Source organism: Amycolatopsis azurea DSM 43854 (assembly GCF_001995215.1).
GTDB lineage: Bacteria > Actinomycetota > Actinomycetes > Mycobacteriales > Pseudonocardiaceae > Amycolatopsis > Amycolatopsis azurea.
On sequence record NZ_MUXN01000012.1, the window covers coordinates 59,723 to 86,127 of the forward strand.

At 67.7% G+C, this 26,405-nt stretch carries 23 protein-coding genes; 12 read left to right on the forward strand and 11 right to left on the reverse strand.

What is annotated here, in order from left to right:
• The first annotated feature begins 26 nt into the window (after positions 1-26).
• Together B0293_RS16890 and B0293_RS16895 are read left to right on the forward strand one after the other, a co-directional pair.
• Complete coding sequence (locus tag B0293_RS16890; RefSeq protein WP_005168457.1) at positions 27-515, forward strand: MauE/DoxX family redox-associated membrane protein; 489 nt, start codon at positions 27-29, stop codon at positions 513-515.
• 2 nt (positions 516-517) lie between these two features.
• Positions 518-1,312 carry a DsbA family protein gene (locus B0293_RS16895; protein ID WP_005168460.1) on the forward strand — a complete coding sequence of 265 codons (795 nt, stop codon included), beginning with the start codon at positions 518-520 and terminating at the stop codon, positions 1,310-1,312.
• A gap of 492 nt (positions 1,313-1,804) precedes the next feature.
• Here the strand turns inward: B0293_RS16895 and B0293_RS16900 are convergent, their stop codons facing one another.
• Positions 1,805-2,689 (reverse strand): LysR family transcriptional regulator, encoded by an 885-nt coding sequence (locus tag B0293_RS16900; protein WP_005164155.1) that lies wholly within the window; start codon positions 2,687-2,689, stop codon positions 1,805-1,807.
• A gap of 131 nt (positions 2,690-2,820) precedes the next feature.
• On the opposite strand from B0293_RS16900, the gene B0293_RS16905 reads away from it, so the two are divergent.
• The gene (locus B0293_RS16905; RefSeq protein ID WP_005164153.1) at positions 2,821-4,650 is read left to right on the forward strand and encodes a glycoside hydrolase family 3 protein; all 1,830 of its coding nucleotides are present in this window, start codon (positions 2,821-2,823) and stop codon (positions 4,648-4,650) included.
• 3 nt (positions 4,651-4,653) lie between these two features.
• Positions 4,654-5,475, forward strand: coding sequence for a ThuA domain-containing protein (locus tag B0293_RS16910; protein WP_005164151.1), 822 nt, complete (start codon positions 4,654-4,656; stop codon positions 5,473-5,475).
• Here B0293_RS16910 and B0293_RS16915 read toward each other — a convergent pair.
• From B0293_RS16915 to B0293_RS16925, 3 genes are read right to left on the reverse strand one after another with little or no spacing between them, the layout of a single operon-like run.
• Complete coding sequence (locus tag B0293_RS16915) at positions 5,426-5,872, reverse strand: anthrone oxygenase family protein (RefSeq protein ID WP_005164149.1); 447 nt, start codon at positions 5,870-5,872, stop codon at positions 5,426-5,428. The genes B0293_RS16910 and B0293_RS16915 overlap by 50 nt on opposite strands.
• A gap of 54 nt (positions 5,873-5,926) precedes the next feature.
• The gene (locus B0293_RS16920; protein ID WP_005164148.1) at positions 5,927-6,634 is read right to left on the reverse strand and encodes an RraA family protein; all 708 of its coding nucleotides are present in this window, start codon (positions 6,632-6,634) and stop codon (positions 5,927-5,929) included.
• Positions 6,635-6,643: 9 nt separating this feature from the next.
• Positions 6,644-7,594: a hypothetical protein gene (locus tag B0293_RS16925; RefSeq protein ID WP_245192050.1), complete on the reverse strand. Its 951-nt coding sequence runs from the start codon at positions 7,592-7,594 to the stop codon at positions 6,644-6,646.
• Positions 7,595-7,776: 182 nt separating this feature from the next.
• On the opposite strand from B0293_RS16925, the gene B0293_RS16930 reads away from it, so the two are divergent.
• From B0293_RS16930 to B0293_RS16950, 5 genes are read left to right on the forward strand one after another with little or no spacing between them, the layout of a single operon-like run.
• Positions 7,777-8,970 carry a lipid-transfer protein gene (locus B0293_RS16930; RefSeq protein WP_005164146.1) on the forward strand — a complete coding sequence of 398 codons (1,194 nt, stop codon included), beginning with the start codon at positions 7,777-7,779 and terminating at the stop codon, positions 8,968-8,970.
• A 20-nt stretch (positions 8,971-8,990) separates the two neighbouring features.
• The gene (locus tag B0293_RS16935; RefSeq protein WP_005164145.1) at positions 8,991-9,422 is read left to right on the forward strand and encodes a type II toxin-antitoxin system Rv0910 family toxin; all 432 of its coding nucleotides are present in this window, start codon (positions 8,991-8,993) and stop codon (positions 9,420-9,422) included.
• Positions 9,419-10,264 carry a MaoC/PaaZ C-terminal domain-containing protein gene (locus tag B0293_RS16940; RefSeq protein WP_005164144.1) on the forward strand — a complete coding sequence of 282 codons (846 nt, stop codon included), beginning with the start codon at positions 9,419-9,421 and terminating at the stop codon, positions 10,262-10,264. Before B0293_RS16935 ends, B0293_RS16940 begins: the two co-directional genes overlap by 4 nt.
• A gap of 11 nt (positions 10,265-10,275) precedes the next feature.
• Positions 10,276-11,145, forward strand: a complete 870-nt coding sequence (locus tag B0293_RS16945) for an SDR family oxidoreductase (RefSeq protein WP_005164143.1) — start codon at positions 10,276-10,278, stop codon at positions 11,143-11,145.
• Positions 11,142-12,365: an acyl-CoA dehydrogenase family protein gene (locus B0293_RS16950; RefSeq protein WP_005164142.1), complete on the forward strand. Its 1,224-nt coding sequence runs from the start codon at positions 11,142-11,144 to the stop codon at positions 12,363-12,365. Before B0293_RS16945 ends, B0293_RS16950 begins: the two co-directional genes overlap by 4 nt.
• 87 nt (positions 12,366-12,452) lie before the next feature.
• On the opposite strand, the gene B0293_RS16955 is transcribed toward B0293_RS16950, so the two are convergent.
• From B0293_RS16955 to B0293_RS16980, 6 genes are all read right to left on the reverse strand, one after another.
• Entirely contained in the window at positions 12,453-13,481 is a 1,029-nt protein-coding gene (locus B0293_RS16955) for a 3-deoxy-7-phosphoheptulonate synthase (RefSeq protein WP_245192054.1), read from the reverse strand.
• A 5-nt stretch (positions 13,482-13,486) separates the two neighbouring features.
• Complete coding sequence (locus tag B0293_RS16960) at positions 13,487-14,383, reverse strand: DMT family transporter (RefSeq protein ID WP_005164140.1); 897 nt, start codon at positions 14,381-14,383, stop codon at positions 13,487-13,489.
• Complete coding sequence (locus B0293_RS16965) at positions 14,380-15,837, reverse strand: class I adenylate-forming enzyme family protein (RefSeq protein WP_005164137.1); 1,458 nt, start codon at positions 15,835-15,837, stop codon at positions 14,380-14,382. The genes B0293_RS16960 and B0293_RS16965 overlap by 4 nt, the downstream gene beginning before the upstream one ends.
• A complete protein-coding gene (locus tag B0293_RS16970) occupies positions 15,834-16,841 on the reverse strand; it encodes an FkbO/Hyg5 family chorismatase (protein WP_005164136.1) in 1,008 nt (335 codons plus the stop codon). The genes B0293_RS16965 and B0293_RS16970 overlap by 4 nt, the downstream gene beginning before the upstream one ends.
• Before the next feature lie 427 nt (positions 16,842-17,268).
• Complete coding sequence (locus tag B0293_RS16975; RefSeq protein ID WP_005164135.1) at positions 17,269-19,755, reverse strand: DNA gyrase/topoisomerase IV subunit A; 2,487 nt, start codon at positions 19,753-19,755, stop codon at positions 17,269-17,271.
• Between the two features lie 29 nt (positions 19,756-19,784).
• Positions 19,785-21,836, reverse strand: a complete 2,052-nt coding sequence (locus B0293_RS16980) for a DNA gyrase/topoisomerase IV subunit B (protein ID WP_005164129.1) — start codon at positions 21,834-21,836, stop codon at positions 19,785-19,787.
• A gap of 278 nt (positions 21,837-22,114) precedes the next feature.
• Here B0293_RS16980 and B0293_RS16985 point away from each other — a divergent pair, with 278 nt between their 5' ends.
• The gene (locus B0293_RS16985; RefSeq protein WP_245192049.1) at positions 22,115-23,008 is read left to right on the forward strand and encodes a hypothetical protein; all 894 of its coding nucleotides are present in this window, start codon (positions 22,115-22,117) and stop codon (positions 23,006-23,008) included.
• Here B0293_RS16985 and B0293_RS16990 read toward each other — a convergent pair.
• Entirely contained in the window at positions 22,992-24,416 is a 1,425-nt protein-coding gene (locus B0293_RS16990) for a glycoside hydrolase family 76 protein (RefSeq protein ID WP_005164127.1), read from the reverse strand. The two genes, B0293_RS16985 and B0293_RS16990, sit on opposite strands and share 17 nt — an antisense overlap.
• 134 nt (positions 24,417-24,550) lie before the next feature.
• On the opposite strand from B0293_RS16990, the gene B0293_RS16995 reads away from it, so the two are divergent.
• Entirely contained in the window at positions 24,551-25,639 is a 1,089-nt protein-coding gene (locus B0293_RS16995) for an LLM class flavin-dependent oxidoreductase (RefSeq protein WP_005164126.1), read from the forward strand.
• Complete coding sequence (locus B0293_RS17000; protein WP_005164120.1) at positions 25,636-26,217, forward strand: FMN reductase; 582 nt, start codon at positions 25,636-25,638, stop codon at positions 26,215-26,217. Before B0293_RS16995 ends, B0293_RS17000 begins: the two co-directional genes overlap by 4 nt.
• The last annotated feature ends 188 nt before the right edge of the window (positions 26,218-26,405 follow it).

Sequence of the window (26,405 nt, forward strand, 5' to 3'; positions counted from 1 at the left end):
GACCGCCCCAAGTCGTACTCGACGCCGTGGGCACACTCGCCCGGCTCGGACTCGCCGCCGTCTGGTTGGTTTCCGGAGCGCTGAAGATCAGCGATCCGGGGCAGACCTACATCGCGGTGCAGGCTTTCGATGTCCTGCCGGACGGGATCGTGCGCCCGGTGGCGATCGGGATGCCGATCGTCGAATTGGCGCTCGGCCTGCTCCTGCTCGCCGGGTTCGTGACCCGCTGGGTTTCGGTGCTGTCGGTGCTGCTGCTCGCGGTGCTCATCGCCGCGATCGCCCAATCCTGGGCGCGCGGGCTGAGCATCGATTGCGGCTGTTTCGGCGGCGGCGGTCAGATCGCCGCGGATCAGACGCAGTATCCGCAGGAGATCGCCAGGGACCTCGGGTTCGCCCTGCTCGGTGTCTGGCTGATCGTGCGGCCGCGGACCTGGCTGTCGGTGGACGGCTGGCTCGGGAACTCCGGGGCCCCCGCCGACGACGACTATGTGGGTATCGCTGAAGGGAACGAATAATCGTGGGTGGAGCTGAGCGCAACGCTCGGAAACGCAAGCAGCAGCAGACGGCGGCGCGCTCGGTGGCACAGGCCAGGGGCGTCGCGGGCGGCGACAAGAAGAAGGTCGTCGCGATCACCGTCGCGGTGGTCGTCCTCGCCGCGCTGGTGATCGGTGGCGTGATCTGGACGACGTCCAGCAAGGACAGCACCGAGGGCAAGGTGATCGGCGCGCAGACGGGCACCTGGGGCCCTGGCGTCGTCGAGAAGCGCGACGGGGCCGCCGTGACCGCCGGTAAGCCCGAGGCGAAGAAGACCATCGACGTCTACGCCGACTTCCTGTGCCCGATCTGCAAGCAGTTCGAAGAGTCGTTCAAGGACCAGATCCACGAGCAGGTGAACAACGGGACCCTCCAGGTCCGGTACCACATGCTGCCGATGCTGAACCAGCGTTCGGACCCGCCGGGCTACTCGCTGGACTCGGCCAACGCCGCGCTCGCCGCGGCCGACGCGGGCAAGTTCCTCGCCTTCCACGACGCGCTGTTCAAGGACCAGCCTCAGGAAGGCGGGCGCGGGTTCGACAAGGGGCAGCTGATCAAGCTCGGCCAGGATGTCGGCATCACCGATCCGGCGTTCGCGACGGCGATCAACACCGGCGTCTACGAACAGCAGATCCAGGACGCGTACAAGAAGATCTCCACGGATCCGTCGCTGCAGCAGGACTTCGGCAACGGACCCGGCTTCGGCACGCCGACCGTGACCGCGAACGGTCAGGTCGTGAAGCTCGAGCAGGGCTGGCTCGAGAAGGTCCTCGGCTAGCTTTCTTCGCGGGACTCGCGTGAAGGCCCCCTTCCCTCGACTGAGCCGAGGGAAGGGGGCCTTCACGTTGTCCGGGGCGGTGGGCGCGTCAGGGCGATAGCAAAGGTCCCTTGCTCCCCCGCCGCAGGTGGACGCCGCATTCAGAGGACGAAACGCGGTAGTTGCGTGTGCAAGGACCGCAAGTAGAGGACGAATTGCGGGAGCGGGAGCCGGGTCGGGTGGTCGTGAGTGGTAAGTCGTGTTCTAACCCCACTTACCACTCACGACCACCCCGCCCGACGCGCGGCGCCTTGGCTGGAGCGAGGCGTGTCGCGAAAGCCACTTTCGCAACCTTCAACGTCGCGAAAGTGGCTTTCGCGACACGTCTGCCACTGGCACCCCGGTGAGCTCGACGCCGCAAGTAGAGGACGAAACGCGGTAGTTGCGTGTGCAAGGACCGCAAGTAGAGGACGAATTGCGTAGCGGGCGGGAGCCGGCGGGGAGTCAGGGGAGTCAGGGGAGCGAAGCGGAGGCGACGGCTGCGAAGGTCTGTACGCGGGCTGTCTCGGCGGAGCGCGGCCAGACGAGTCCCCACTCGACGTCGGGTGAACCGGCGAAGGGCACGAAGCGGATTCGCGGGTGGCTGAAGTACTCGCGCGCGTGCGCGGCGAGCGGGCAGATGCCGGCGCCGGTGGCGATCGCGGCGAGCAGTTCCTGGAACGTCGCGAAGGGTTTACCCCGCGTCACGGGATGCCCGGCAGGCGTCAGCCATTGCCGCGGCTCCTCGATCCAGTACGGCTCCGGCGGATGCGCCGCGCGGAGCACGGTGTCGCGGGCGAGATCGTCCAGCGTGACTGACTTCCTTCGCGCGAAAGGGTGTTTCGACGACACCGCGAGCACCATCGGTTCGGTGTGCACGGCCGGTCCGGTCGTGAGCTCGGGTTCGTCGGCCGGGAGCAGGGTCACCAGGACGTCGATCTCCCCCGAGCGCAGCATCGCGAACGGGTCGGCGAAATCGGCCTCCCGGATGAGCAGTTCCGTGTCCGGGTAGCGCTGCCGGAAACGGTCCAGCAGGTCTTCGATCAGATCGGCGACGCCGGGTGCCTCGAAGCCCAGCCGCAGCACACCGCCGATCCCGCGTCCGGCGGCGACCGCGCGATCGATGCCTTCGTGCAGCGCGCGGAAGGCGGGGCCGAGGTCGTCCCGCAGCCGTTCGCCGATCGGCGTGAGCCGGACCCGCCTGCTGGTGCGGGCGAACAGCGGCGCGCCGATCCGGCGCTCGACCTGTTTGATCGACTGGCTCACCCGTGCCTGCGAGACGTGCAGGCGGTCCGCGGTGCGGCCGAAATGGAGCTCGTCGGCCAGCGCCAGGAAGATCTCGATATCCCGCAGTTCCATAATCCCCAGGTTATCGATCTGGGTCGATGCCGGTCAGCGGGAACCGTCTTTTTCGCAGGTCTAGACCACGATGCTTCATCATGCGTTAATTCAAGCCTTGAACTTACGCCCGTGTGTCGAGGAGGACCCGGATGCGGAGAGTCACCCTGGGGATTTTGGCCGCCGCGCTCGTGCTGGGGTCGCACACCCCGGCACTGGCCGGAAACGGCCCCGCGTACCGGGACGCCTGGCGGCCGGTGAAGGTCCGCGTGGCCGATCTGCTGTCGCGGATGACCCTGGAAGAGAAGATCGGCCAGATGACGCAGGCCGAACGCCTCGGCATCAAGGCACCCGGCGACGTCACCGAGGGAATGCTCGGCTCGCTGCTCTCCGGCGGCAGCTCCCAGCCGACCCCGAACAACGCGGTCACCTGGGCCGACATGTACGACGGTTTCCAGAAAGAAGCGCTCGCCACCCGGCTCGGCATTCCGCTGATCTACGGCGTCGACGCCGTCCACGGCCACAACGGGCTCTACGGCGCCACCGTCTTCCCGCACAACATCGGCCTGGGCGCGACACGCGATCCCGAACTGGTCAGGAAGATCGGCCGCGCGACCGCGGAAGAGGTGTCGGGCACCGGGATCGACTGGAACTTCGCGCCGTGCCTGTGCGTCGCGCGCAACGACCGGTGGGGCCGGACGTACGAATCCTTCGGCGAGGTACCGGAAATCGCCTCCGCGATGACGACGGCCATCGACGGTATGCAGGGCCGGTCGCTGTCCGCGCCCGGTTCTGTCCTCGCGACCGCGAAGCACTACATCGGCGACGGCGGCACGACCGGCGGTGACGATCAGGGCGAGACCGACATCAGCGAAGCCGAACTCCGCGCGGTGCACCTGCCGCCGTTCCGCGAGGCCGTCCGCCGCGGGGTCGGTTCGGTGATGATCTCCTACAGCAGCTGGAACGGGCTCAAGATGCACGCCGGTTCCTACCTGATCAACGACGTGCTCAAGGGCGAACTGAAGTTCTCGGGCATCGTCATCTCGGACTACAACGGCATCGACCAGATCGACCGGCAACCGGGCTTCACCCCGGCCGAGGTCACCGCGTCGATCAACGCCGGGATCGACATGGTCATGGTGCCCTTCGAGTACCAGAAGTTCATGGACACGCTGAAGGCCGAAGTCCTCGCCGGGCGGGTCACGCAGGCGCGGATCGACGACGCGAACCGGCGCATTCTGACGAAGAAGTTCGAACTGGGCCTGTTCGAACGGCCGCTGACCGATCGCCGGTTCATCAAGAGCATCGGCAGCGACGAGCACCGCGCCCTCGCGCGGAAGGCCGTCCGCGAATCGCAGGTGCTGCTGAAGAACGAGAACCGGGTGCTGCCGCTGGACAAGTCGCGCAACCGGATCTTCGTCGCGGGCAAGAGCGCCGACGACATCGGCAACCAGAGCGGCGGCTGGACCGTCGGCTGGCAGGGCAAGAGCGGCCCGGTCACCGAGGGAACGACCATCCTGCAAGGGATCCGGCACACCGCGAAGGCCTCGTCCACGGTCACTTTCGACAAGGACGCGAACGGGATCGACAAGTCCTACGACGTCGCGGTCGCGGTGGTCGGGGAGACGCCGTACGCCGAGGGCCGCGGGGACAAGCCGGAGGGAATGGGGCTCGACGCCGAAGATCTGGCGACCTTGAAGCGGCTTCAGGACAGCGGGGTCCCGACCGTGGTGGTGCTCGTTTCCGGGCGGCCGCTGGACATCGCCGGGCAGCTGCCGGACTGGGACGGGCTGCTCGCGTCGTGGCTGCCCGGTTCGGAAGGCCAGGGCGTCGCGGACGTCCTCTTCGGTGACTACAACCCCACCGGCAAGTTGCCGGTGACGTGGATGCGCAGCGCCGACCAGCAGCCGATCAACGTCGGTGATGGAAAGTCCGGGCTGTTCCCGTTCGGGTTCGGCCTTCGCTATCGGCATGGGTGGTGAGGTATGAGGAGATTCGCGGTCCGGCTCGCTCTGCTGTTCGTTTCGTGTCTAGCGCTGGCTCTGGCGCCGGTGACGGCACAGGCGGCGCCCGCGTTCCAGGTGCTGGCCTTCTACAACGGGACCTACGACGCGGCGCACATCAGCTTCGTCAAGGAAGCCAACCAGTGGTTCCCGAAAACCGCTTCACAGAACAACTTCGGCTACACCGCGACCAAGGACTGGAACCGGCTGAACTCGCTGCAGCCCTCGCAGTACCAGGTCGTGCTGTTCCTGGACGACCTACCGCAGACCTCGGCGCAGCGCTCGGGTTTCGAGCGGTACATGAACGCGGGCGGCGCGTTCTTCGGCTTCCACGTGGCGGCGTTCAACACCAACCCGTCCGCTTGGGACTGGTACCACAACAGGTTCCTCGGCACGGGCGGCTTCAAGTCCAACACCTGGGGGCCGACGACGGCGACGCTGAAGGTGGAGAACAAGCCGCATCCGTCGACCACGCGGCTGCCCGCGACGTTCACCTCGTCGGTGAGCGAGTGGTACGCCTGGAACAACGACCTGCGCAAGAACCCGGACATCAAGATCCTCGCGTCGGTGGATCCGGTGAGCTTCCCGCTCGGGACCGACCCGAACCAGTCCTGGTACAGCGGGTACTACCCGATCCTCTGGACACACAACAAGTACAAGATGCTGTACGCCAACTTCGGGCACAACAAGATGAACTACGAGACGAACCAGCCGCTGTCGTCGACCTTCGCGAGTGAGGTGCAGAACCGCTTCGTCATCGACGGTCTGCTGTGGCTCGGCGGAAAGCAAACCGCACGAGGATGAGCAGGGCCAGCCGGGCCAGGTTCGCGCGATGCCATTTCTTGGCGAGTTCCTCGCGCCGGACCCGGTCCGGCTGTTCCTTCAGCAGCGGCAAGTTGACCGAACGGACGAGATGGACCGTGATGCCGGTGGCGACGGCCGTGCCCGCGGCGGCGGTGACGATCGCGCGCCGATCGCCGCCGTCTCGCCAGCTGCCGGTGAGGGCGAGCGCCGTCGACGCGATCGTCGCCGGCGCCGCCGGGATGAAGTAGCGCGCGGGGCTGCCGGAGGTGAGGAGCCCGGGGGAGCGGTCGCCGGTGAGGCGGGGAACGTCGACGACGGCTTCGTAGAGGTTCCCGAAGAACCAGTGGGCCTGGCCGACCGTGGCGATCCGGGCCCAGCGGCCGGTCTTGACCTGCATGCACCCAGACTGCCACAGCGGCGGTCCCGGCAAGGCGATAGCAAAGGTCCCTTGCTACTCCTCGATGGCGCCGCCGACCGAGCGCAGGTGCTCCCGGAACGTCAGCGAAGGCGACGTAGCGCGCTCCGCGAGGAAGTCGGCGAAGCGCACCTGCTCGCGAAGGGACTCTCCGGCGCGGATCCGCTCGGCCTGGAGCCGCTCGACGTCGCGGATGGCCTCGGCGCGGTCCAGGACCTCGTCCGCCCGGTCGGCCGGGACGAACAGGACCCCGTCCTCGTCGCCGAACACGAGATCCGCCCGCGTCACCGTCCACTCGCCGACGACGGCCGATTCGAGCGCGCCGTCCGGGCGGGCCGAGACCGACAGCGGGCCGGTCGGGATCGAGCCGAGGCTGAACACCGGCAGCCCGATCTTCTTGATGTCGCCGGTGTCGCGGTGCAATCCCCAGATGACCACGCCGCTCAGTCCGGCCGCTTCGGCTTCCAGGACGGCGAGGTCCCCGACGCAGCTTTCGTCGAGCCTGCCGCGATTGTCGACGACGAGGACGTCACCGGGGTTCGCGGTTTCGTACGCCTCCAGGAAGACGTCGACGCTGCCGACGTGCCGGGCGGGGGTGACCCGCCCGGCGATCCGGCTGCCGGGCACGACCGCGTGCGTGCCGGCGGGCGCGCACCGGACCGGGACGCCGGCGCGGACGCAGCCGTCGGTCAGATGCGCGGTGGTCAGCAGGGCGAACCGCTGCCGAAGCTCCTCAGGATCCATGTCCCGACTTTAGCCACGGCGCCACACCACGGGGACTCCGTCGCTGCCGCCCTCCAGCGTTCCGGCGATCTCGCCGTTGTCGCCCACGACGGTGCCGTACGCGTTGCCGGGGGAGGGGAGCGCCGTCACCGGGCCGCCCGGGGACCACGCCGTGGGGGTTCTCGGCGAAACCCATCCCGTGACCAGGCCGGACCCGTTGAGCGCCATGGTGGACATGCCGCCCGGTACCTCCTGGGAGGTGTCGAACGCCGTCCAGAGCCGGTCGCCCAGCTGGGTCGAGGCCAGCACCTTCCCGTTCCGGATCGCGATCCCGCGTGATTCGCGGAGGCCGTCCGGGAGGACGAGTTGCCGCAGGACACCGTCCTTCCAGAGCCAGGTGCCGCCGAACTGCTCGTTCAGCAGGATGGTGCCGTCCTGGTCGATGTCGACGGGGGTGAGCAACGGCGGGACGTCCAGCAGCACCGGGTGCGCGTGGTCGCCGGATGGCCAGAAAGCGGCGGTGGAGCCGTAGCGGATGTCGTTGAACACCGTGCCGACGACGTCGCCGCGGTCGTTCGTGCCGTGGGCTTGCGAGTTGTAGTAGCCCGGCACCTTCCCCAGGAACTGGAATCCGCCGTTCTCGAAGACGAAGGCGTGCTTGCCCGGGTAGTGGCTCCCTTCCGAGTAGTAGACGGCGCTGCCGAGGACGGAACCGGACGCGTTCTCGTCCGCCGCTTCGACCTTGGTGTAGCCCGCCGGGATGCCGTGGTCCGCGACGGTCCCGCCCGTCCAGGTGACCAGCTTCCCGTCGGCGGTCCCCGAGTAGTCTCCGGCGCCGTTCGTGCCGGCCACCCGTGCGGTGCCGCCGCCTCCGGGCGGCAGCGGTAGGTAGCTCATCGCCCAGTCGCTCGCCGACGCGGTGCCCGCCGACAGCAGCCCGGCGGCGACGGTGGCGGCCAGGACCATGCTCGTTCTTTTCATCGAATACCCCCTGTGAGTGGTGTTCGACCTGTTTAACGGGGGTTCGGGCCGCTCGTCTGCGTCACCTGACACTCAGCATGCCGTAAGTAACATCCGTTCAGGATTGTATGTAAGGGGTTGATAAATACAGTCCTGTCTGTATCTTCAGTTCCAGTAGCGACCCGGCAACGACAAGGAGCGTCGTGGTGGCCAACAAGGTGTACGTCGTCGGCGTGGGCATGACGAAGTTCGAGAAACCCGGACGCCGCGAGGACTGGGACTACCCGCAGATGGCCAAGGAGTCCGGGACGAAGGCGCTCGCCGACGCCGGGATCTCGTTCGACGAGGTGCGGCAGGCCTACGTCGGCTACGTCTACGGCGAGTCGACCTCGGGTCAGCGCGCGGTCTACGAACTGGGCATGACCGGGATCCCTGTGGTCAACGTCAACAACAACTGCTCGACCGGCTCGACGGCGCTGTACCTGGCCGCGGAGGCGATCCGCGGCGGCCGCGCGGACTGCGCGCTCGCGCTCGGGTTCGAGAAGATGCAGCCGGGCTCGCTCGGCTCGACCTACGACGACCGCGAGCAGCCGATGGGCAGGCACATCCAGGCCCTCGCGGAGATCTCAGAGGTGCTCTTCCCGCCGGCGCCGTGGATGTTCGGAGCGGCGGGCCGCGAGCACATGAAGACCTACGGCACCACCGCCGAGCATTTCGCCAAGATCGGCGAAAAGAACCACCGGCACTCGGTGAACAACCCGTACGCGCAGTTCCAGGAAAGCTATTCGCTGCAAGACATCCTCGACTCGCGAATGATCTACGACCCGCTCACCAAGCTCCAGTGCTCGCCGACCTCGGACGGTTCGGGCGCGGCCATCCTCGCCAGTGAGTCCTTTGTGGACTCGCGCGGGCTCGCCGGGCAGGCCGTCGAGATCGTCGGGCAGTCGATGACCACCGACTTCGCCAGCACCTTCGACGGTACCGCGAAGAACATCATCGGCTACGACATGAACGTTCAAGCCGCGCGCCAGGTGTACGACCAGGCCGGGCTCGGCGCGGAGGACTTCCAGGTCATCGAGCTGCACGACTGCTTCTCCGCCAACGAACTCCTGCTCTACGAAGCACTCGGACTCTGCGCCGAAGGGGAGGCCGGGAAGCTCGTCGACTCCGGGGACACCACCTACGGCGGCAAATGGGTCGTCAACCCGTCCGGCGGGCTGATCTCGAAGGGGCATCCGCTCGGCGCCACCGGCCTCGCGCAGTGCGCCGAACTGACCTGGCAACTGCGCGGCACCGCCGACAAACGCCAGGTCGACGGCGTCGAAGCCGCGCTCCAGCACAACATCGGACTCGGCGGCGCCGCCGTCGTCACCGCCTACCAGCGCGCCGAGCGCTGATCTCACCGAAAGGACGAACCATGGGCAAGATCAGTGCCTCCGTCGAACTCCCCGCGGCCCCCGACAAGGTCTGGGCGGAGTTCTCCAACCCCAACAACTTCGAGAAGTGGCTGACCATCCACACCAAGTGGAAGGGCGAGGTCCCGGCCGAGTTCTCCAAGGGGGCGCAGGCCTCCGAGGTCGTCACGATGCTCGGGATGCCGAACACGATCACCTGGACCGTCGACGAGTTCGAGGCGCCGTCGAAGCTGGCGATCTCCGGCACCGGGATGGCCGGGGTGAAGGTCAAGTTCGAGCTGTCCGTGGAGGCGTCCGGAGCCGGTTCGCTCGCCAGCATCGACGCGGAGTTCGCCGGTCAGATGATCGTCGGCGCGCTCGGCAAGGCCGTCGAGAAGGACGGCAAGAAGAACCTCGACGCGTCGCTGGAGAACTTCAAGGCGCTGGTCGCGTGACCGACGAGCGGTTCGATCCCGGCGGGCTCGGCAAGTGGACCGAGGAGTCCCGGTTCGAGGTGACCCGCGAGCGGCTGATCGAGTACGCGAAGGCCACCAACGACCCGATCCCGGCGCACCTCGCCGGAGACGTCGCGAACCCGGTGTTCGCGATCGTGCCGGTGTTCGAGTCGCTGATGGAACCCGCGCTCGAGGTGGTCCCGGTCGGCTTGTTCGGCCGCATCGTGCACGGGGAACAGGAATTCCGGTTCCACCGGCCCATCCGGCCCGGCGACAAGCTCGTGTCGCGAGCGCGGATGACCGGCTACGAAGGCCTGTCGAACGGCACGCGCGGCACCATCCACCTCGAATGCCGGACCGAGGACGGCGACCTGGTCAACGAGCAGTACGTGACCTTGTTCGTCCGCGGGTTCGACACCGGAGAGACGCGCGGCGAACTCGGGCCGGAGCACAAGTTCGACGACGCACTGCGCTCGCAGGCACCGGTCGCGAAGGTCAACCAGCACGTCGACGACGACCAGACGTACCGCTACGCGCCCGCCGCCGGCGATCCGATGCCGATCCATCTCGACGAAGAGGTCGCGAAGGATTCGGGACTGCCGGGGATCATCGCGCACGGCCTGTGCACCATGGCGTTCACGTCGTGGGCCCTGCTGACCGAGGTCGCCGGGTCCGAGGTTGACAGGCTGAAGCGGTTCGCCGTCCGGTTCGCCAAGCCGGTGCTGCCCGGTCAGGACCTGACCACGCACATCTGGCGCGCGGGCGCCGGGAGCTACGCGTTCGAAACCACCGTCGGCGAAACCGTCGTGATCAAGGACGGCCTCGCGGAATTCGCGGAGTAGGAGCAAAAGCCATGGGAGCACTCGACGGACGCGTCGCCGTCATCACCGGCGCCGGGCGAGGGATCGGCCGCGAACACGCGCTGCTGTTCGCGCGGGAGGGCGCGAGCGTCGTGGTCAACGACCTCGGCGGGGCGAACGACGGAAGCGGGGCCGACACCGGCCCGGCGCAGGAGGTCGTCGACGAGATCCGCGCGGCGGGCGGGAAGGCCGTGGCCAACACCGCCAACGTCGCCGAGTGGGCGGGCGCCGCGGAGCTGGTGACGCAGGCGGTGGACGAGTTCGGCAGGCTCGACGTCGTCGTGAACAACGCCGGTATCCTGCGGGACGCTTTCCTTGCCGGACTTGAGGAATCCCAGTGGGATTCCGTGATCGCGGTGCACCTCAAGGGACACGCGGCGGTGCTGCGGCACGCGGCCGCGTACTGGAAGACGGCGAGCAAGGCCGGTGAACCGGTCGCGGGCTCGGTGATCAACACCGCCTCGGCGTCCGGGACCACGCTGCCGAACGCGGGGCAGGCGAACTACGGCGCGGCGAAAGCGGGCATCGCCGCGCTGACCCTGGTCGCCGCCGAAGAGCTGGAGCGCTACGGCGTGCGGGTCAACGCGATCGCGCCGATCGCGCGTACGCGGCTCACGCTGGCGACGCCGGGCATGGGCGCGATCTTCGCGCAGGAGGTCGAGGAGGGGGAGTTCGACGCGTTCTCCCCGGCCAACATCTCACCGCTGGTGGCCTACCTCGCCACCGAGAAGTGCCCGCTCACCGGCAAGGTCTACGCGGTACAGGGCGGCGCGATCTCGGAACTCGCGGGCTGGCACGACGTCAGGGTGATCGAAACCGAGGAAGCCTGGGCGATCGACGACATCGCCGCGAGGCTGCCGTGATCGAGTGGTCCGAGACCGAACTGCTGATCCGGGACGCGATCCGCGAGTTCGTCGACAAGGAGATCCGGCCGCAGCTGGACGCGCTGGAAAGCGGGACGCTGTCACCGTACGACCTCATCCGCAAGATGTTCGCGTCGTTCGGCATCGACGCGCTCGCGCGGGAATCGGTGACGAAACTGCTGGCGAAGGAGCGCGGCTCGGGCTCCGGTGGCGGCGGAGGTCTGGCCTTCGGCGGGCAGGAGGCGATGGCGCTCATCGCGGTGAGCGAACTGGCCGGGGTCAGCCTCGGCATCGTCGCCTCGCTCGGGGTGAGCATCGGGCTGACCGCGCAGACGATCCTCACCAAGGGCACGCAGGCGCAGAAGGAACGCTGGCTGCCCGAACTGGCGACGTTCGAGAAGGTCGGCGCGTGGGCGATCACCGAACCCGACTCCGGCTCGGACGCTTTCGGCGGGATGAAGACGTCGGTGCGGCGCGACGGCGACGAGTACGTCCTCAATGGACAGAAGACGTTCATCACCAACGGGCCCTACGCCGATACGATCATCGTCTACGCCAAGCTGGACGAAGGCGACGACGCCGCGATCCGCGACCGCAAGGTGCTGACGTTCGTGCTCGACAAGGGCATGCCAGGGCTCACGCAGGGCAAGCCGTTCAAGAAGATGGGCATGATGTCCTCGCCGACCGGCGAGCTGTTCTTCAGTGACGTCCGGCTCGGGCGGGACAGGCTGCTCGGCGAGTCCGAGACCGGCCGCGACGGCGACAGCAAGGCCGAGGTGAAGTCCGGGTTCGCCGTCGAGCGGGTCGGTGTCGCGGCGCTGGCGCTCGGGATCATCGAAGAGTGTCACCGGCTGTGCGTGGACTACGCCAAGAACCGGAAGCTGTGGGGCCAGGAGATCGGGCGGTTCCAGCTGATCCAGCTCAAGCTGGCGAAGATGGAGGTCGCGCGGATCAACGTGCGGAACATGGTGTTCCAGCTGATCGAGACGCTGCGCGCGGGCAAGATGCCGACGCTGGCCGAGGCTTCGGCGATGAAGCTGTACTCGTCCGAGGCGGCCACCGAGGTCGCGATGGAGGCCGTGCAGTTGTTCGGCGGGAACGGGTACATGGCGGAGTACCGGGTGGAGCAGCTGGCGCGGGACGCGAAGTCGCTGATGATCTACGCGGGAAGCAACGAGATCCAGGTGACGCACATCGCGAAGGGCCTGCTCGGGCGCTGACGCGGGAGCAAGGGACCTTTGCTGTCGCGTGTGTCAGGGAAGGGCCGTTCAGACGTGAACGACCCTTCCAGGACACTTGAGCGGAGGTCACCCGAGGACGACCGACCGGCCCATCCGCACGGAGTCGGCGAGCGACTCCAGCACCGACACGGTGCCGCCCAGGTCGAGGCAGGCGTCGGTGATGCTCACGCCGTAAGGCGCCGGGTGGTCCTGTCGTCCCGCTTCGAGGAACGACTCCATCATGATCCCCGCTATTCCCCGCTCACCACAGGCGATCCGGCCTGCGATGTCGGCGACCACGCCTGCCTGACGGCGGTGGTCCTTGCGGGAGTTGCCGTGCGACGCGTCCACGACGACCCGGTCCAGGGACTTCGTGGCGCGTAACCCCTCGATGGCCGCGTCCACGTTCGCCGAGTCGTAGTTGGTTCCGGCCGCGGTGCCGCGGAGGATCAAGTGCGCCGCCGGGTTGCCGGGCGAACTTCGCACGACGAGAGCGCCGTGTTCGCTCACGGCCGGATGGCGCTGCGCGGTACCGGCGCACTGGATCGCGGCGGTGGCGACCGACAGGTCACCGTCGAGACCGTTCTTGATCCCGATCGGCATCGGCAGCTGGGACGCGAGTTCCCGATGCGACTGGCTGGCGACCGTCCGCGCGCCGATGGCACCGTAGCTGAGGAGATCGCTCAGGTACGGGGCGAGCATCGGCTCGACGAATTCCCCCGCCAGGGGCAGGCCGCTTTCCGCGGCCATGATCAAGAATCGGCGGCCGGTGCGCAGTCCGCCGGCGATGTCTTCCGAGCCGTCGAGCCAGGGGTCGTGGAGCAGACCCTTCCAGCCGACCGCGGTCCGCGGTTTTTCCAGGTATGCCCGGAGAACGACGAGCAAGTGGTCCTTCAGCGGTTTGGCCGACTTCGCCAGCCGTTCGGCGTAGTCGAGGACCGCGATCGGGTCGTGGACGGAACACGGGCCGACCACGGCCAGCACCCGGCCGTCGCGACCGTTGAGCACGTCGGTGATCTCCGCGCGATGTCCCTGGATCTCGTCGATGAGCTGGGTCGGAACGGGATGCTCTGCGGCCAGTTCCGCAGGGCTCGGCAACAGTTCGTAGCCGGGCATGGTGGTCACTGCGCTCTCCGTTTCTTGGTCCGGGAAACGCCGACGCCGGCAAGGCAAAGTGCGCCACCGAGGACGGCGAGCAGAGTGGGAACCTCGTCGAGGAAAAGCCAGGACAGCGCGATCACGATCACCGGGACCACGTAGGTGGTCACGCCGAGCTTTCCCGCCGTTGTCCGGGACAACGCGTACGCCCACGTGTAGAAGGCGAGCGCGGTGGGCAGCAAGCCCAGGTAGACCACCGACCAGGTGGCCGACGCCGGTGCGGTCGTCACGTCGTGGATCAGCTGACCGCTGAACGGAAGGCAGGCGACGGCGCCGACAGCGCAGCCGAAGGTCGTGGCCTGCAACGCGGTGGCGTGGCTCAAAGCCGGTTTCTGAGAGACGACTCCCACCGCGTATCCCGCCGCCGCCAGGAGACAGAGCGCGACGCCGAGGGCACTGGAGGAGCCGTGCTGCGAGGAGAGCCCCACGATCGCCGCGCCGGTGAAAGCGACGACGAGTCCGATCACCAGGGGGAGGGGCAGTCCTTCCTTCAGCACGATCCCGGCGAGGATCGCGGCGAACACCGGGCCGATCCCGACCAGGAGCGACGCCGTCCCCGCGTCGGTAAAGCGTTCGCCCCAGTTCAGGGCGACCATGTACAGGCCGAACCAGAAGACCCCGGCACCGGCGATGCCGGGCCAGGCCTTCCGCGGCGGGAGCGGCATCCCCTTGAACGCCGCGACCGCGCCCAGAGCGAGCGCGCCGACCAGCAGCCTGCCCAAGGCGAGTGACCCGGGTTCGTAGTGCGCGCCGGCGAAGCGGATGCCGACGAAGGCGGACGCCCACAAGACCAGCGTGACGGAGACCGCGGCGACGGCCTTGATGTCGACTCCGGCTTCAGCCTCTGTCCGGGTGCTCATCGAACGGCCGCCAGCGTCCGGAGCGCCCGGCGGTCCAGCTTGCCGACCGGAGTGCGGGGAAGGGATTCGACGACGATGATGTCCTCCGGTATCTCGTACCAGCTCAGGTTCTTCTGTGTCAGGGAGCCGATTTCGGCGATCACCTGGTCCGGCTCGGCACCCTCGTCCAGTTCGACGTGGGCGCGCAGCGAAGTCGTGGAGGACTCCCGGCGTACCGAACAGACACCGGCGGCGCGGACGGCGGGATGGCTCACCAGGAGATCTTCGATCTCGGCGGGATGCACGTTCTGCCCGCCGACGATCTCGATGTCGTCCAGCCTGCCGTGCAAGCGGACGAAGCCGTCGGGATCGACGGTGGCGGCATCGCCGGTCACGTACCAGTCGTCCGGCGTTCGCAGTGGGGTGTCGGAGCCGCGAGGGACTCCAGGCGCGATCGTCGGGCCACGAACCTCCAGCTTCCCCTCCACGCCTGCCGCGACCTCCCGGCGCAGCTGGTCGACGATCCGCATGCGGTACGGCGGAAGGATCCGGCCGATGGTGCCGTCCCGGTGCGAGGACAGGGTGTTCGCGATCAACGCATGTCCTATTTCGGTGGTGCCGAAGATGTTGAGGAATCTCGCCCCGAGCGTTTCGCGGAGCGTGGTTTCGACGCTCTCGGGCAGTGGTTCGCCGGCGACCAGCGCCAGCCTCAGGCCGCGGAGTACCGCGGTGAAGGGATGCTGGAGCAGCCGGGCGTAGAAGCTGGGCTGTCCATAGAGGACCGAAACCCGATGCCGCGTGATCAGTTCCAAGGCCGCGGCTTCGGTGAGCCGCTCCCGGCTGAGCACCGTCGAGCCCCCGCGAAGCAGCGGAAAGAGGATGGAATTTCCGAATCCGTAAGCGAAGTACATGCGCGACACGGAAAGGGTGACGTCGTCCGGGGTGAGGTCCACCACCGAGCCGATGGCCTGGTCGTAGATCTCCGGGTCACCGTGAGTGTGGAAGCAGAGCCGGGGGGTCCCTGTCGTGCCGGAGGTGAAGAAGGCGAACGCCGGTGTGTCCGCGTGAGCCGTGGCGTACTCCGCTATCGGCTCATGGCCGAGGAGCTGTGCCGGCGCGACCGGACCGACCTGGTCGAGGCCGGGTGTCCCCGGTTCCGCGACGGTCAGGAAGGCACTCGCGGTTTCGGCCGCACGCCGGACGGCCGCCTCGTGGATGAGCGTGTTGACGGGGATCGCCACGGCCCCCAGCCGGAGCGCGCCGAGGACGGCTTGCACGAGTTCGACGCTGTCGGGAAGCACCAGCAGGACACGGTCACCCGGTTTCACCCCGCGCGCGGCCAGTCCGCCGGCGAATCGTGCCGAACCGGCATGCAACTCCGCGTAGGAAACCGTCGCATCGTCGACAAGGTAGGCGGTTCGCCCGGACCAGCCTCTTTCGACGGCGAGAGTGGCAAGGTGGCGGGCCAGATTCATTGGACTATCGCCTCGATTTCGACGAGGAGATCGGGGCGGCAGATATCGACGTTCAGGTAGACGACCCTGGCGTCGGGAGAAAAGACTTCCTTGCAGCGTGAGCGGACGTACGGGATGTCTTCGGGACGGCTGACATAAACCTTGATCAGGTCGAGGTCTTGGAGGCTGTAGCCGCCTTCCGGTCGGACTTTCCCCAGGTTTTCCGTGCTGATCAGCGTCGCGATGTTCTCCAAGGTGACGTCGACCTGGCCGGAGATGTCTCCCTTGTGCACGGTTTCGTCGCCGAGGATGCTCGCGGTCCCGGAAATGTACAGGATCCCGTCGGCGAAAGTGGCTCGCGCGAAGCTCGGCGATTTGGGGCCGTAGCTTTCCGGATAGTGGTAGGCGGGAGTCTGCCGCGGGTTCTCCAGGTGGTGCACCTCGGCGTCGGCGCGCCCGGAGATGAAGTACAGGTACACGCCGTTGCCCCGCGTGCCGATCCCGGTGGCCGCCGGGATGTGGAGGATCCTGCCGGACCACAAGGCGAAGGCCTCGGACCGTCCCGCGCAGAAGTCGCGGTAGATCTCCACTCCGTCCGCGTTGTCGTCGATGATGCCGCCGACGAGGTTCCACATACGGAGGATGTTCGGATAGCCGAGACGGGTGGCGAGTTCGAAGGCGGAGTCGTAGGCGATCCTGGCCGCATCGCGATAGATGTCGCGTTCGACGACCTGGACGGCGCAGAACAGATGGCGGCCGTCCACGGCGTAGACCAGGTTGCCTTCCCTGCCCGCCACGACCGGACCCGAAGCGGCGAAAACCTCTTGGAATCCCGGCTCGGTCTCCGTGGTCATCGGCACGCCCAGCGTCGGTACACCTTTGTGCAATTCGGGGGCGAACCCATTCTTTTCGAACGCGACGCGGGCAAGAATGTTCTGGCTGTCCGAATGTTCTCCTTGCTGTTCGAATTTTATGTTCGGCCGTATTTCGCTCGGTGAGTTGCGAAGGTCGACAAAACTCGGCATCACGATTCCCCTCAGTATAAGAGCCGCTGCTCTACTGTCCGAATCTTTCGTGAAATGTCCGGGCCGAGTGGGCCGATCGGAAATCTATCCGCATCTCGGTGACAAGGTCAACTGACGGTGGCAAAAATGGGAATCGCCCGAATGGACTCTTGAAATGACGGGACGCTGAAGCCTGGAAGATCTTTTGGGGCCTCGCGCCGGAAGCGCCTACGATTTCAGCAACGAGACCCAGGGGACGCTGCTGAAAACGCTTGGTGGCCTGCGGACTCGGGCACACAGAGGTCCGATGGCTTGCCTCTTAGGGGCATGCACAGTGCCCTCCCGCCTTACGCCATCCGTTGGCAGCCTGCCGTCCGACACCGGAAAGCCCCCTTACTCGCGCCTGGCGCGGGCAAGGGGGCTTTCGGGTACCGGATGTGATCGGAGGTCAGTCTCGCTCGATGACGTGGCCGACGACCTCGGGGCCGGGGTGGGCGTGGCCGGAACCGTCGCGCCGCAGGTCGACCTCGGGCAGCTCCACCGGGTCGCCGGTGCGGCTCGCACCGGCCGGACGCGGCCCGATCCAGCCGACGACCAGCCGCGTCTCGCCCTTGAGGAACCGCTGCGCCCGGACACCGCCGGTCGCGCGGCCCTTCGCCGGGTACTCACTGAACGGCGTCACCTTCACGCTCGCGCCGGTCGCGGTGACGACCATCGGCTCGCCGTGTTCGGCGTCGTCGGTCCGGATCGCGCCGAAGAAGACTACTTCCGCTTCGCCGCGCACGACGATCCCGGCCATGCCGCCACCCTTGAGACCCTGCGGCCGCACCAGCGAAGCGGCGTAGCGCAGCAGTGACGCTTCGGACGACAGGAACGCCAGCGTCTCGTTGCCGTCGGTGAGCCAGGTGGCGCCGACGACCTCGTCGCCGTCCTTCAGGCTGATCACGTCGAACTCGTCCGAGCGGACCGGCCATTCCGGCGCGCACACCTTCACGACGCCGTGTTTCGTGCCGAGCGCGAGGCCCGGGGAGCCGGCGGCCTGCTCGCCGAGCGGGGCCAGGCCGATGACGCGCTCGCCCTTCTCCAGCGGCACGAGTTCCTTCGCGGCCATCCCGCCGCGCAGCGACACCGTGCCCGCCTGCTCGGGCAGCACCGGCAGCGGCAGCACGTCGGTCTTGAACGCGCGGCCCCGGTTGGTCACCAGCAGCACCTGACCGCGTGCGGTCGAGTGCACGACGGCGGACACCGAGTCGTGTTTGACGCGGCCGTTGCGGCGTCGCACTTCCGACGCCTCCTCCGATTCCGCCGCGGTCCGCGCGACGAGCCCGGTGGCGGACAGGATCACCTGGCACGGGTCGTCGGCGACCTCCAGCGGACCCGACGGCTTCGACGCGGCGAGGACCTCCTTGAGGTCACCGTCGATCAGCGCGGTGCGGCGTTCGGTGGGGTGGTCCTTGGCGACCTTGGCCAGCTCGGCCGAGACGACCTTCTTCAGCACCGACTCGTCGTCGAGGATCTTCGACAGCTCGGCGATCTCCTCGCGCAGCTTGTCCTGCTCGGCTTCCAGCTCGATCCGGTCGTACTTCGTGAGCCGCCGCAGCGGGGTGTCCAGGATGTACGTCGCCTGGATCTCCGAGAGCTTGAACCGCTTCATCAGGCCGTCCTTCGCGGCCGCGGCGTTGTCGCTCTCGCGGATCAGCCTGATCACCTTGTCGATGTTGAGCAGGGCGATCAGCAGGCCGTCGACCAGGTGCAGGCGCTCCTCGCGCTTGCGGCGGCGGTAGCGCGTGCGGCGGGTGACGACCTCGTAGCGGTGGCTGAGGAAGACCTCCAGCAGCGCCTTGAGCCCCAGCGTCTGCGGCTGCCCGTCCACCAGCACCAGGTTGTTGATGCCGAAGGACTGCTCCAGCGGCGTCAGCCGGTACAGATCCGCCAGCAGCGCCTGCGGGTTCACGCCGACCTTGCACTCGATGACCAGCCGCGTGCCGTTCTCGCGGTCGGTCAGGTCCTTGACGTCGGCGATGCCGGTGAGCCGCTTGGACTTGTTGACCTCGTCGGTGATCTTCTCGATCACCTTCTCCGGGCCGACGCCGTACGGCAGTTCGGTGACGGTGATCGCCTGGCGGCCGCGGCTGCCCTCCAGCGGACCGGTCTCGGCGCTGGCGCGCATGCGCACCACCCCGCGGCCGGTCTCGTACGCGCGGCGGACCTCGTCCAGCCCCAGCAGTGAACCACCGGTCGGCAGATCCGGGCCCGGGACGAACTCCATCAGCTTGTCGAGGGTGGCGGCCGGGTGGTTGATCAGCCACCGCGCCGCGCCGATGACCTCGGTCAGGTTGTGCGGGATCATGTTGGTCGCCATCCCGACCGCGATCCCGGAAGTGCCGTTGACCAGCAGGTTCGGGAACGCCGCGGGCAGCACCGACGGCTCTTCGAGCGAACCGTCGTAGTTCGGCCGGAAGTCGACGGTGTCCTCGCCGAGCTCGCCGACCAGCAGCATCGCCTCCGGGGACAGCCGCGCCTCGGTGTACCGCGAGGCGGCCGGGCCGTCGTCGGGGGAGCCGAAGTTGCCGTGCCCGTCGACCAGCGGGACGTTGAGCGAGAAGTCCTGCGCGAGCCGCACCATGGCGTCGTAGATCGCCGTGTCGCCGTGCGGGTGGTACTTGCCCATCACGTCGCCGACCACGCGGGACGACTTCACGTACGCGTGCGTCGGCCGGTAGCCGTTCTCGTTCATCGAGTACATGATCCGGCGGTGCACCGGCTTCAGCCCGTCCCGCGCGTCCGGGAGCGCCCGCGAGTGGATGACCGAGTAGGCGTACTCCAGGTACGAATCCTCGATCTCCGTCTTCAGCGAGTTGTCGAAGACGTTCGCGCCGGGCTGGTCGAACGCTGACGGGTCGACCTTGGTGGTGGTGCCCTTACGGCGTGCCATTGCTCAAAGCTCCTTGAATAGCAACGAAATCAGGCGTCGATGGCTTCGCGGTCGACCCGGTCGGAGGATTCGACCAGCCAGTTGCGGCGCGGTTCGACCTTCTCGCCCATCAACAGTTCGAGCGCGTTCTCCGCGGCTTCGACGTCGTCGAGGGTGATGCGGCGGACCGAGCGGGTGGCGGGGTTCATGGTGGTGTCCCACAGCTCGTCGGCGTCCATCTCGCCGAGGCCCTTGAACCGCGGCACCGGGGTGACGATCTGCTTGCCCGCCCGCTCCAGCGCCGCGTACTTGGTCTCCATCTCCTTCTGGGTGAAGGTGAAGTGGGTCTCCGGGTTGCGGCCCTTGGTGACCAGTTTGTGCAGCGGCGGCATCGCGGCGTAGAGCCTGCCGTCCTCGATCACCGGCCGCATGTACTTGGCGAACAGGGTGATCAGCAGCGTCCGGATGTGCGAACCGTCGACGTCCGCGTCGGCCATCAGGATCACCCGGCCGTAGCGCATGGTCGACAGGTCGAACGTGCGGCCGCTGCCCGCGCCGAGCACCTGCACGATCGAGGCGATCTCGGCGTTCTTCAAGGTGTCGCCGAGCGACGCCTTCTGGACGTTGAGGATCTTGCCGCGCAAGGGGAGCAGCGCCTGGTACTCCGACACGCGCGCCATCCGCGCCGAACCGAGCGCGCTGTCACCCTCGACGAGGAACAGTTCGCTGCGGGCGACGCCGGTGGTGCGGCAGTCGACCAGCTTCGGCGGCATGGCCGCGCCTTCGAGCGCGGTCTTGCGCCGGGCGGCGTCCTTCTGCTGCTTCTGGGTGAGCCGGACGCGGGCCGCGTCGACCACCTTCTGCAGCACGATCTTCGCTTCGGACTTGGTCTTGCGCTCCTCGGTCCAGGACCGGATGTGCTTGTCGACGACGCCCTGGATGACGCGGGTGATGCCGGCGGTGGACAGCTCGTCCTTGGTCTGCGAGGTGAACTGCGGCTCCGGCAGCCGGACGTGGACGACCGCCGTCATGCCCTCGAGGACGTCCTCGACCGTCGGCATGTCCTCCTTGGGCTTGAGCAGCCCGCGGGTTTTGGAAATGGCGTCCTGCAAGGCTTTCAGGACCGCACGGTCGAAACCGCGGCGGTGCGTGCCGCCGTGCACGTTGCGGATGGTGTTGGTGAAGCACTCCACCGTGCGCTCGTAGCCGGTGCCCCAGCGGAGCGCGACCTCGATCTCCGCGTGACGCTCCACATTGGACTGCATGACACCGCTGGCGTCGGCGGCGTTCTCCTTGTACGTGCCCTCGCCGTTGATGATCAACGTGCCACAGACGGGTTTCTCGCTGTCCGGGGCGAGGAAGTCGACCATGTCGGCGAGGCCGTTGGGGAAGTGGAAGGTCTCTTCGCTGATCGAGTCGTCGACCGCCGTACGCAGCACGTACGTGACGCCGGGGACCAGGAACGCGGTGTTGCGCATCTTCGCGCGGACGCCTTCGACGTCGAGCGCGGCGCCGCTCTCGAAGTAGCGCGAGTCGTACCAGTACCGGATCGACGTTCCGGAGCGCTCGCCGCGCTTCATCTTGCCGGTGACGTTCAGCCCGGACCGCCGGGTGAACTTGGCCTTCGGGCCGGGCCCGTCGAACACGCCGGGGACACCGTGCGCGAACGACATCTGGTGGACCTTGCCGCTCTGCTTCACCGTGACGTCGAAGCGGTGCGACAGCGCGTTCACCGCCGAGGCGCCGACGCCGTGCAGACCACCGGAGGTCTTGTAGCCGGATCCGCCGAACTTGCCGCCGGCGTGCAGCCTGGTCAGCACCAGCTCGACACCGGACAAACCGGATTTGGCGTGCGTGCCGGTGGGGATGCCGCGGCCGTCGTCGTCCACCTGGACGCTGCCGTCCGCGTGCAGGGTGACCACGATCTTCGTGGCGTGACCCGCCACACCTTCATCGGTCGAGTTGTCCACGACCTCGGAGAACAGGTGGTTGATACCGCGGCTGTCGGTGGAGCCGATGTACATCCCGGGGCGCTTGCGGACCGCTTCCAGACCCTCGAGATGCGTCAGGTCGTCGGCCCCGTACAGGGTCTCAGCAGTCACTGGGTACTTCTCCTGGAGTCGTGGCTCGCGAACTAGCTCGTGGAGGTGGCGTTCAACGCGACACCGTACTGGAGGATATCCGTCCCCTCCGACAGCTTCCTCTCCCGAAGCCCCCGGTGTGGCGGACCACGCTGTCCCGATGGCCGGGTCACGGCCCGGGAAAGCCGCTTCCTCGGGCCTCGGATGAGGCGTTATCGTTTCCGGTGTCACAGGGTGACGGGGGGAAGGAAGTGGCCGTCGGAACCGGTCCCACACGCGTCTCGACCACACAACGCGTGGTGAGTCTTTGGTACTTCGTCGTGGTCCTCGGGTCGCTCGGCATGCTCTCGCCGCTGCCGTTCGTGCACGCGGCGCTGCGGTTGCGCCGCGCGTTTCTGTTGGTTTACGTGCTGCTCTACGCGGTGGCCGTCACCGGGCTGCTCTTTCTGCTCGATCTCTCGGGAACGGGCGAGGCGGACGAGGAGGTCTTGGCGGTCAGCTGGTTCTTCGGCACGATCCTGTTGATCGCCGTGGCCTGCGTCCACCTCGCCGTGCTGCGGAAGAAGATCCTCTACCCGCCGCGGGGGGCCTGGGTCGAAACCGGCATGCACTGCGGGCTGTTCTCCATCGACATCGCCGGATTCGGCCAGGTCGGGCGGAGCAGTGAGATCTTCGTCCAGGTCCGGCGGATGCTCTTCGGCCTGCTGGCCGGCGCGTTCGAGGCCAGCGGCATCGACTGGGACGCCTGCCTCAAACGGGACACCGGGGACGGCATGATCGTCGTCGTCCCGCCGCATTTCCCGAAGTTCCGGTTGCTGCTCCCGCTGCTGTCGCAACTGGCGGCGGAACTGGCGAGGTACAACGTGGTCGCCGAGCCCGCACTGCGGATCCGGGTGCGCGTGGCGATCCACGCCGGCGAGGTCACGCTCGACGAGTACGGCGTGACAGGGCGGCCGAAGGTGCTGCTCGCCCGGCTACTCGACTCGCGGGTGCTGCGCGATGCGCTCGTCGACGCACCGGAGGACTCACCCGTCGTCGTGCTCGTCTCGGACCGGTTCCACGAGGATGTCCAGGACCAGGGAGGCCCCGGTCTCGACACGATGAGCTACCGGCAGGTGCTCGTGAACGAGAAGGAGACCGAGGTCCTCGCCTGGCTTCATGTCCCGACGCCGGTGATCAGACGGCTGCGGTGAGGACCTCCAGCGCGCTGTGCTGACGGGCGGCGTCGACCTTGTCGACCGGCCCCGACCAGCGCAGGCCGTGCTGATCGAGCGACGTGCGGTTGTTCGCGATCGTCGCGTTCGCCTGCCGGGTCAGGTAAGCGCGGTACGGCCTGCCGGACAGGGCCCGGTCCAGCTCGCCGAGACCGCGGGCGTACGCGCCTTTGAACGACGGACCGTCGGCGCCGCAGTCGCCGGACTCGCACGGGTCGCGCAGAATCCCGTTCGAGTGAAGCTGCGAGGTCGTGGTGGAGGCGTCCGCGAGCTGGCGGGCCCGGGTGAGCAGGGCGGCGTCACCGGTCGCACGGTTCAGTTCGACCAGCGCGCCGAGGACGATTCCCTGGTTGTAGCTCCAGACGGCCTGCCCGTTGTTGGCACAGGAGGAGTTCAGCCCGTCGTTGACCAGGTCGCTCCCGTTGATCATGCCGCTCGCGCGGAACCAGTCCCAGACCTCGCGGGCCCGCGCGAGCTGGAGTGTGTCGCCGGGGAGCCGGTTGTGCAGTGACGCGGCGACCTTGACGTACAGCTCGTTGGTGACGGCGTTCTTGTACGTCTTCGCCGTCGACCACCAGAGCCCGCCGCCGCAGGTCCCGTCGCGGTAGGAGTACATGTAGTCCGCCGCGATGACGGCGGTGTCGAGGTAGCGGCGGTCCTTGGTCAGGTCGTAGGCGCGGATCCAGGCGAGCGCCCACCAGCCGGTGTCGTCGATGTACTCGTTCGTGAAGTTGTTGCCGCGGTTGCGATCGAAGGTGTTGCCGATGGCGTAGCGGTAGTTCTGCGAGCCGGTGCGGGTGCTGTAGTCGAGGATCGCGGTGAGCGCGTTGGCCGAGTTCCACCAGCCGGTGGTCTGCCAGAGTCCGGTGCCGTTGTCGTAGAACTGCATGAGCGCGGTGGCGGCGGCTTCGGCGCGGTCGTTCGCGGCGACGGTGGTGCGGAACCACGGCGTGCAGGCGATTTCCGGCCGGTTGCCCGCCTTGCCGCAGGCGCGCAGGGCGCCGAAGCGATGGGCGCCGGGATCGTCCACGTTGTACATCAGGGTCCGCCAGCCGCGCTGTCCGGCGGGGATCTTCGTGTCGCCGATCCGGCTGTCTCCGGACCAGGTGCGGCCGCCGTCGAAGGAGCGGTCGAGCCAGACTTCGTCGCCGGGGTCGCCGTTGGCGATGCTGCCCCAGCCCATGTCGTCGCCGTCGGAGAGGTGCAGCGTGATGCCGCGGCCCCAGACCGTCGCCGTGCTGGGTCTTCTTTCGCCGACGGCCAGCGCGGGGTCGCGGCTGTCGCAGTACTTGGCGCAGATCGTCGCCGAGACGGTGGGTTCGGGAGTGGTGGCGGCCGGCGTGAGAGCGAATGTCAACGTTGTCACAAGCAGGGAAGCGATCCACATGATCCGAGTGTGAGGGCGGCCACTTTCCGGGCCGATCAAGTCACCCTTTCAGCCTGCGTCGATGGTCTGGAATACTTCTCGCGCGCGTGAGGTTGAACGCTCAAGCAACAACAACCCGGCTGAGGGAGCAGGTCATGCAGTTCGGAATCTTCACGGTGGGCGATGTGACGACCGACCCGACCACCGGGGAGGCGCCCAGCGAGTACGAGCGGATCAAGGCGATGGTGCGGATCGCGCTCAAGGCCGAAGAAGTCGGCCTCGACGTCTTCGCGACCGGCGAGCACCACAACCCGCCCTTCGTGCCTTCGTCGCCGACGACGATGCTCGGCTACATCGCCGCGCAGACGTCGAAGCTCATCCTTTCCACCTCGACCACGCTGATCACCACGAACGACCCGGTGAAGATCGCCGAGGACTTCGCGATGCTGCAGCACCTCGCCGACGGCCGCGTCGACCTGATGATGGGCCGCGGCAACACCGGACCGGTCTACCCGTGGTTCGGGAAGGACATCCGCCAGGGCATCCCGCTGGCCATCGAGAACTACCACCTGCTGCACCGCTTGTGGCGCGAGGACGTGGTCAGCTGGTCCGGCAAGTTCCGGACGCCGCTGCAGGAGTTCACCTCGACCCCGCGGCCGCTCGACGGTGTCCCGCCGTTCGTCTGGCACGGGTCGATCCGCAGCCCGGAGATCGCGGAACAGGCCGCCTACTACGGCGACGGGTTCTTCGCGAACCACATCTTCTGGCCGAAGGAGCACTTCCAGGCGCTGATCGAGCTGTACCGCGAGCGGTACGAGCACTACGGGCACGGCAAGGCTGACCAGGCGATCGTCGGCCTCGGCGGCCAGGTGTTCCTGCGGCCGAAGTCGCAGGACGCGGTGCGGGAGTTCCGGCCGTACTTCGACAACGCGCCCGTGTATGGGCACGGGCCGTCGCTGGAGGAGTTCACCGAGCAGACGCCGCTGACCGTCGGCAGCCCGCAAGAGGTGATCGACAAGACGCTCAGCTTCCGCGAGCACTTCGGCGACTACCAGCGTCAGCTGTTCCTGATGGACCACGCCGGGCTGCCGCTGAAGACCGTGCTGGAACAGCTCGACCTGCTGGGCGAGCACGTGATCCCGGTGCTGCGCAAGGAACTCGACGCTCTCCGTCCGGCGCATGTGCCCGAGGCTCCTACGCACGCTTCGCTTCTTTCTTCTTCTTCTTCGGAAGTGACGGTATGACGACGATCGCTGTCGTGACCGCGGGATTGAGCCAGCCGTCCTCGACGCGGCTACTCGCGGACAAGCTGGCTTTGTCGGTTTCTTCCGCGCTGCCGGAGGCGAAGATCGAGGTGATCGAACTCCGCGACCTGGCCATCGACGTCACGAAGAACATGCTGACCGGGTTTCCTTCCCCGGCCCTGCGCGCGGCCATCGACACGGTGACCGCCGCGGACGGCCTGATCGCCGTGACGCCGGTGTTCACCGCGTCGTACAGCGGGCTGTTCAAGTCGTTCTTCGACGTGCTGGACCAGAAGGCGCTCGACGGGAAGCCGGTGCTGATCGGCGCCACCGGCGGAACCGAACGGCACTCGCTGGTGCTCGACTTCGCGCTCCGTCCGCTCTTCGCATACCTTCGCGCGGAGCCCGTCGCGACGGCGGTGTACGCCGCTTCGTCGGACTGGGCTTCTCCGGGTGACCTCGACACGCGGGCTTCGCGGGCGGGCCGGGAGTTCGCCTCCCGGCTGTCGTCCGCGCCTGTCACGTCGGTGAGCAGCGGGTTCGTGCCCTTCGAGCAGCTGCTGACCGGCGGGGAGTGAGCAAGGGACCTTTGCTATCGCCCGGCCCGGCCCGGCGTGGTGACCGTTCGGTGCAGGGCCGTCGCGAAGGGCTAGTTTCCTCGGCTGAGCCGCGTGAAGGGGGCCTTCACGCGGCTCCGAAGGAGTGCTGGCCGCGTGGTCTGGGTGGCGCGACCTTGATCAACGGAGGATCCGGGACACTCGACGTC

Bases quoted from the DNA above. Each gene is read 5' to 3' on its own strand.
- B0293_RS16900 (WP_005164155.1), bottom strand. From the start codon at position 2,689: ATGGAACTGCGGGATATCGAGATCTTCCTGGCGCTGGCCGACGAGCTC.
- B0293_RS16905 (WP_005164153.1), top strand. From the start codon at position 2,821: ATGCGGAGAGTCACCCTGGGGATTTTGGCCGCCGCGCTCGTGCTGGGG.
- B0293_RS16910 (WP_005164151.1), top strand. From the start codon at position 4,654: ATGAGGAGATTCGCGGTCCGGCTCGCTCTGCTGTTCGTTTCGTGTCTA.
- B0293_RS16915 (WP_005164149.1), bottom strand. From the start codon at position 5,872: ATGCAGGTCAAGACCGGCCGCTGGGCCCGGATCGCCACGGTCGGCCAG.
- B0293_RS16920 (WP_005164148.1), bottom strand. From the start codon at position 6,634: ATGGATCCTGAGGAGCTTCGGCAGCGGTTCGCCCTGCTGACCACCGCG.
- B0293_RS16925 (WP_245192050.1), bottom strand. From the start codon at position 7,594: ATGAAAAGAACGAGCATGGTCCTGGCCGCCACCGTCGCCGCCGGGCTG.
- B0293_RS16935 (WP_005164145.1), top strand. From the start codon at position 8,991: ATGGGCAAGATCAGTGCCTCCGTCGAACTCCCCGCGGCCCCCGACAAG.
- B0293_RS16945 (WP_005164143.1), top strand. From the start codon at position 10,276: ATGGGAGCACTCGACGGACGCGTCGCCGTCATCACCGGCGCCGGGCGA.
- B0293_RS16955 (WP_245192054.1), bottom strand. From the start codon at position 13,481: ATGCCCGGCTACGAACTGTTGCCGAGCCCTGCGGAACTGGCCGCAGAG.
- B0293_RS16960 (WP_005164140.1), bottom strand. From the start codon at position 14,383: ATGAGCACCCGGACAGAGGCTGAAGCCGGAGTCGACATCAAGGCCGTC.
- B0293_RS16965 (WP_005164137.1), bottom strand. From the start codon at position 15,837: ATGAATCTGGCCCGCCACCTTGCCACTCTCGCCGTCGAAAGAGGCTGG.
- B0293_RS16970 (WP_005164136.1), bottom strand. From the start codon at position 16,841: ATGCCGAGTTTTGTCGACCTTCGCAACTCACCGAGCGAAATACGGCCG.
- B0293_RS16975 (WP_005164135.1), bottom strand. From the start codon at position 19,755: ATGGCACGCCGTAAGGGCACCACCACCAAGGTCGACCCGTCAGCGTTC.
- B0293_RS16990 (WP_005164127.1), bottom strand. From the start codon at position 24,416: ATGTGGATCGCTTCCCTGCTTGTGACAACGTTGACATTCGCTCTCACG.
- B0293_RS16995 (WP_005164126.1), top strand. From the start codon at position 24,551: ATGCAGTTCGGAATCTTCACGGTGGGCGATGTGACGACCGACCCGACC.
- B0293_RS17000 (WP_005164120.1), top strand. From the start codon at position 25,636: ATGACGACGATCGCTGTCGTGACCGCGGGATTGAGCCAGCCGTCCTCG.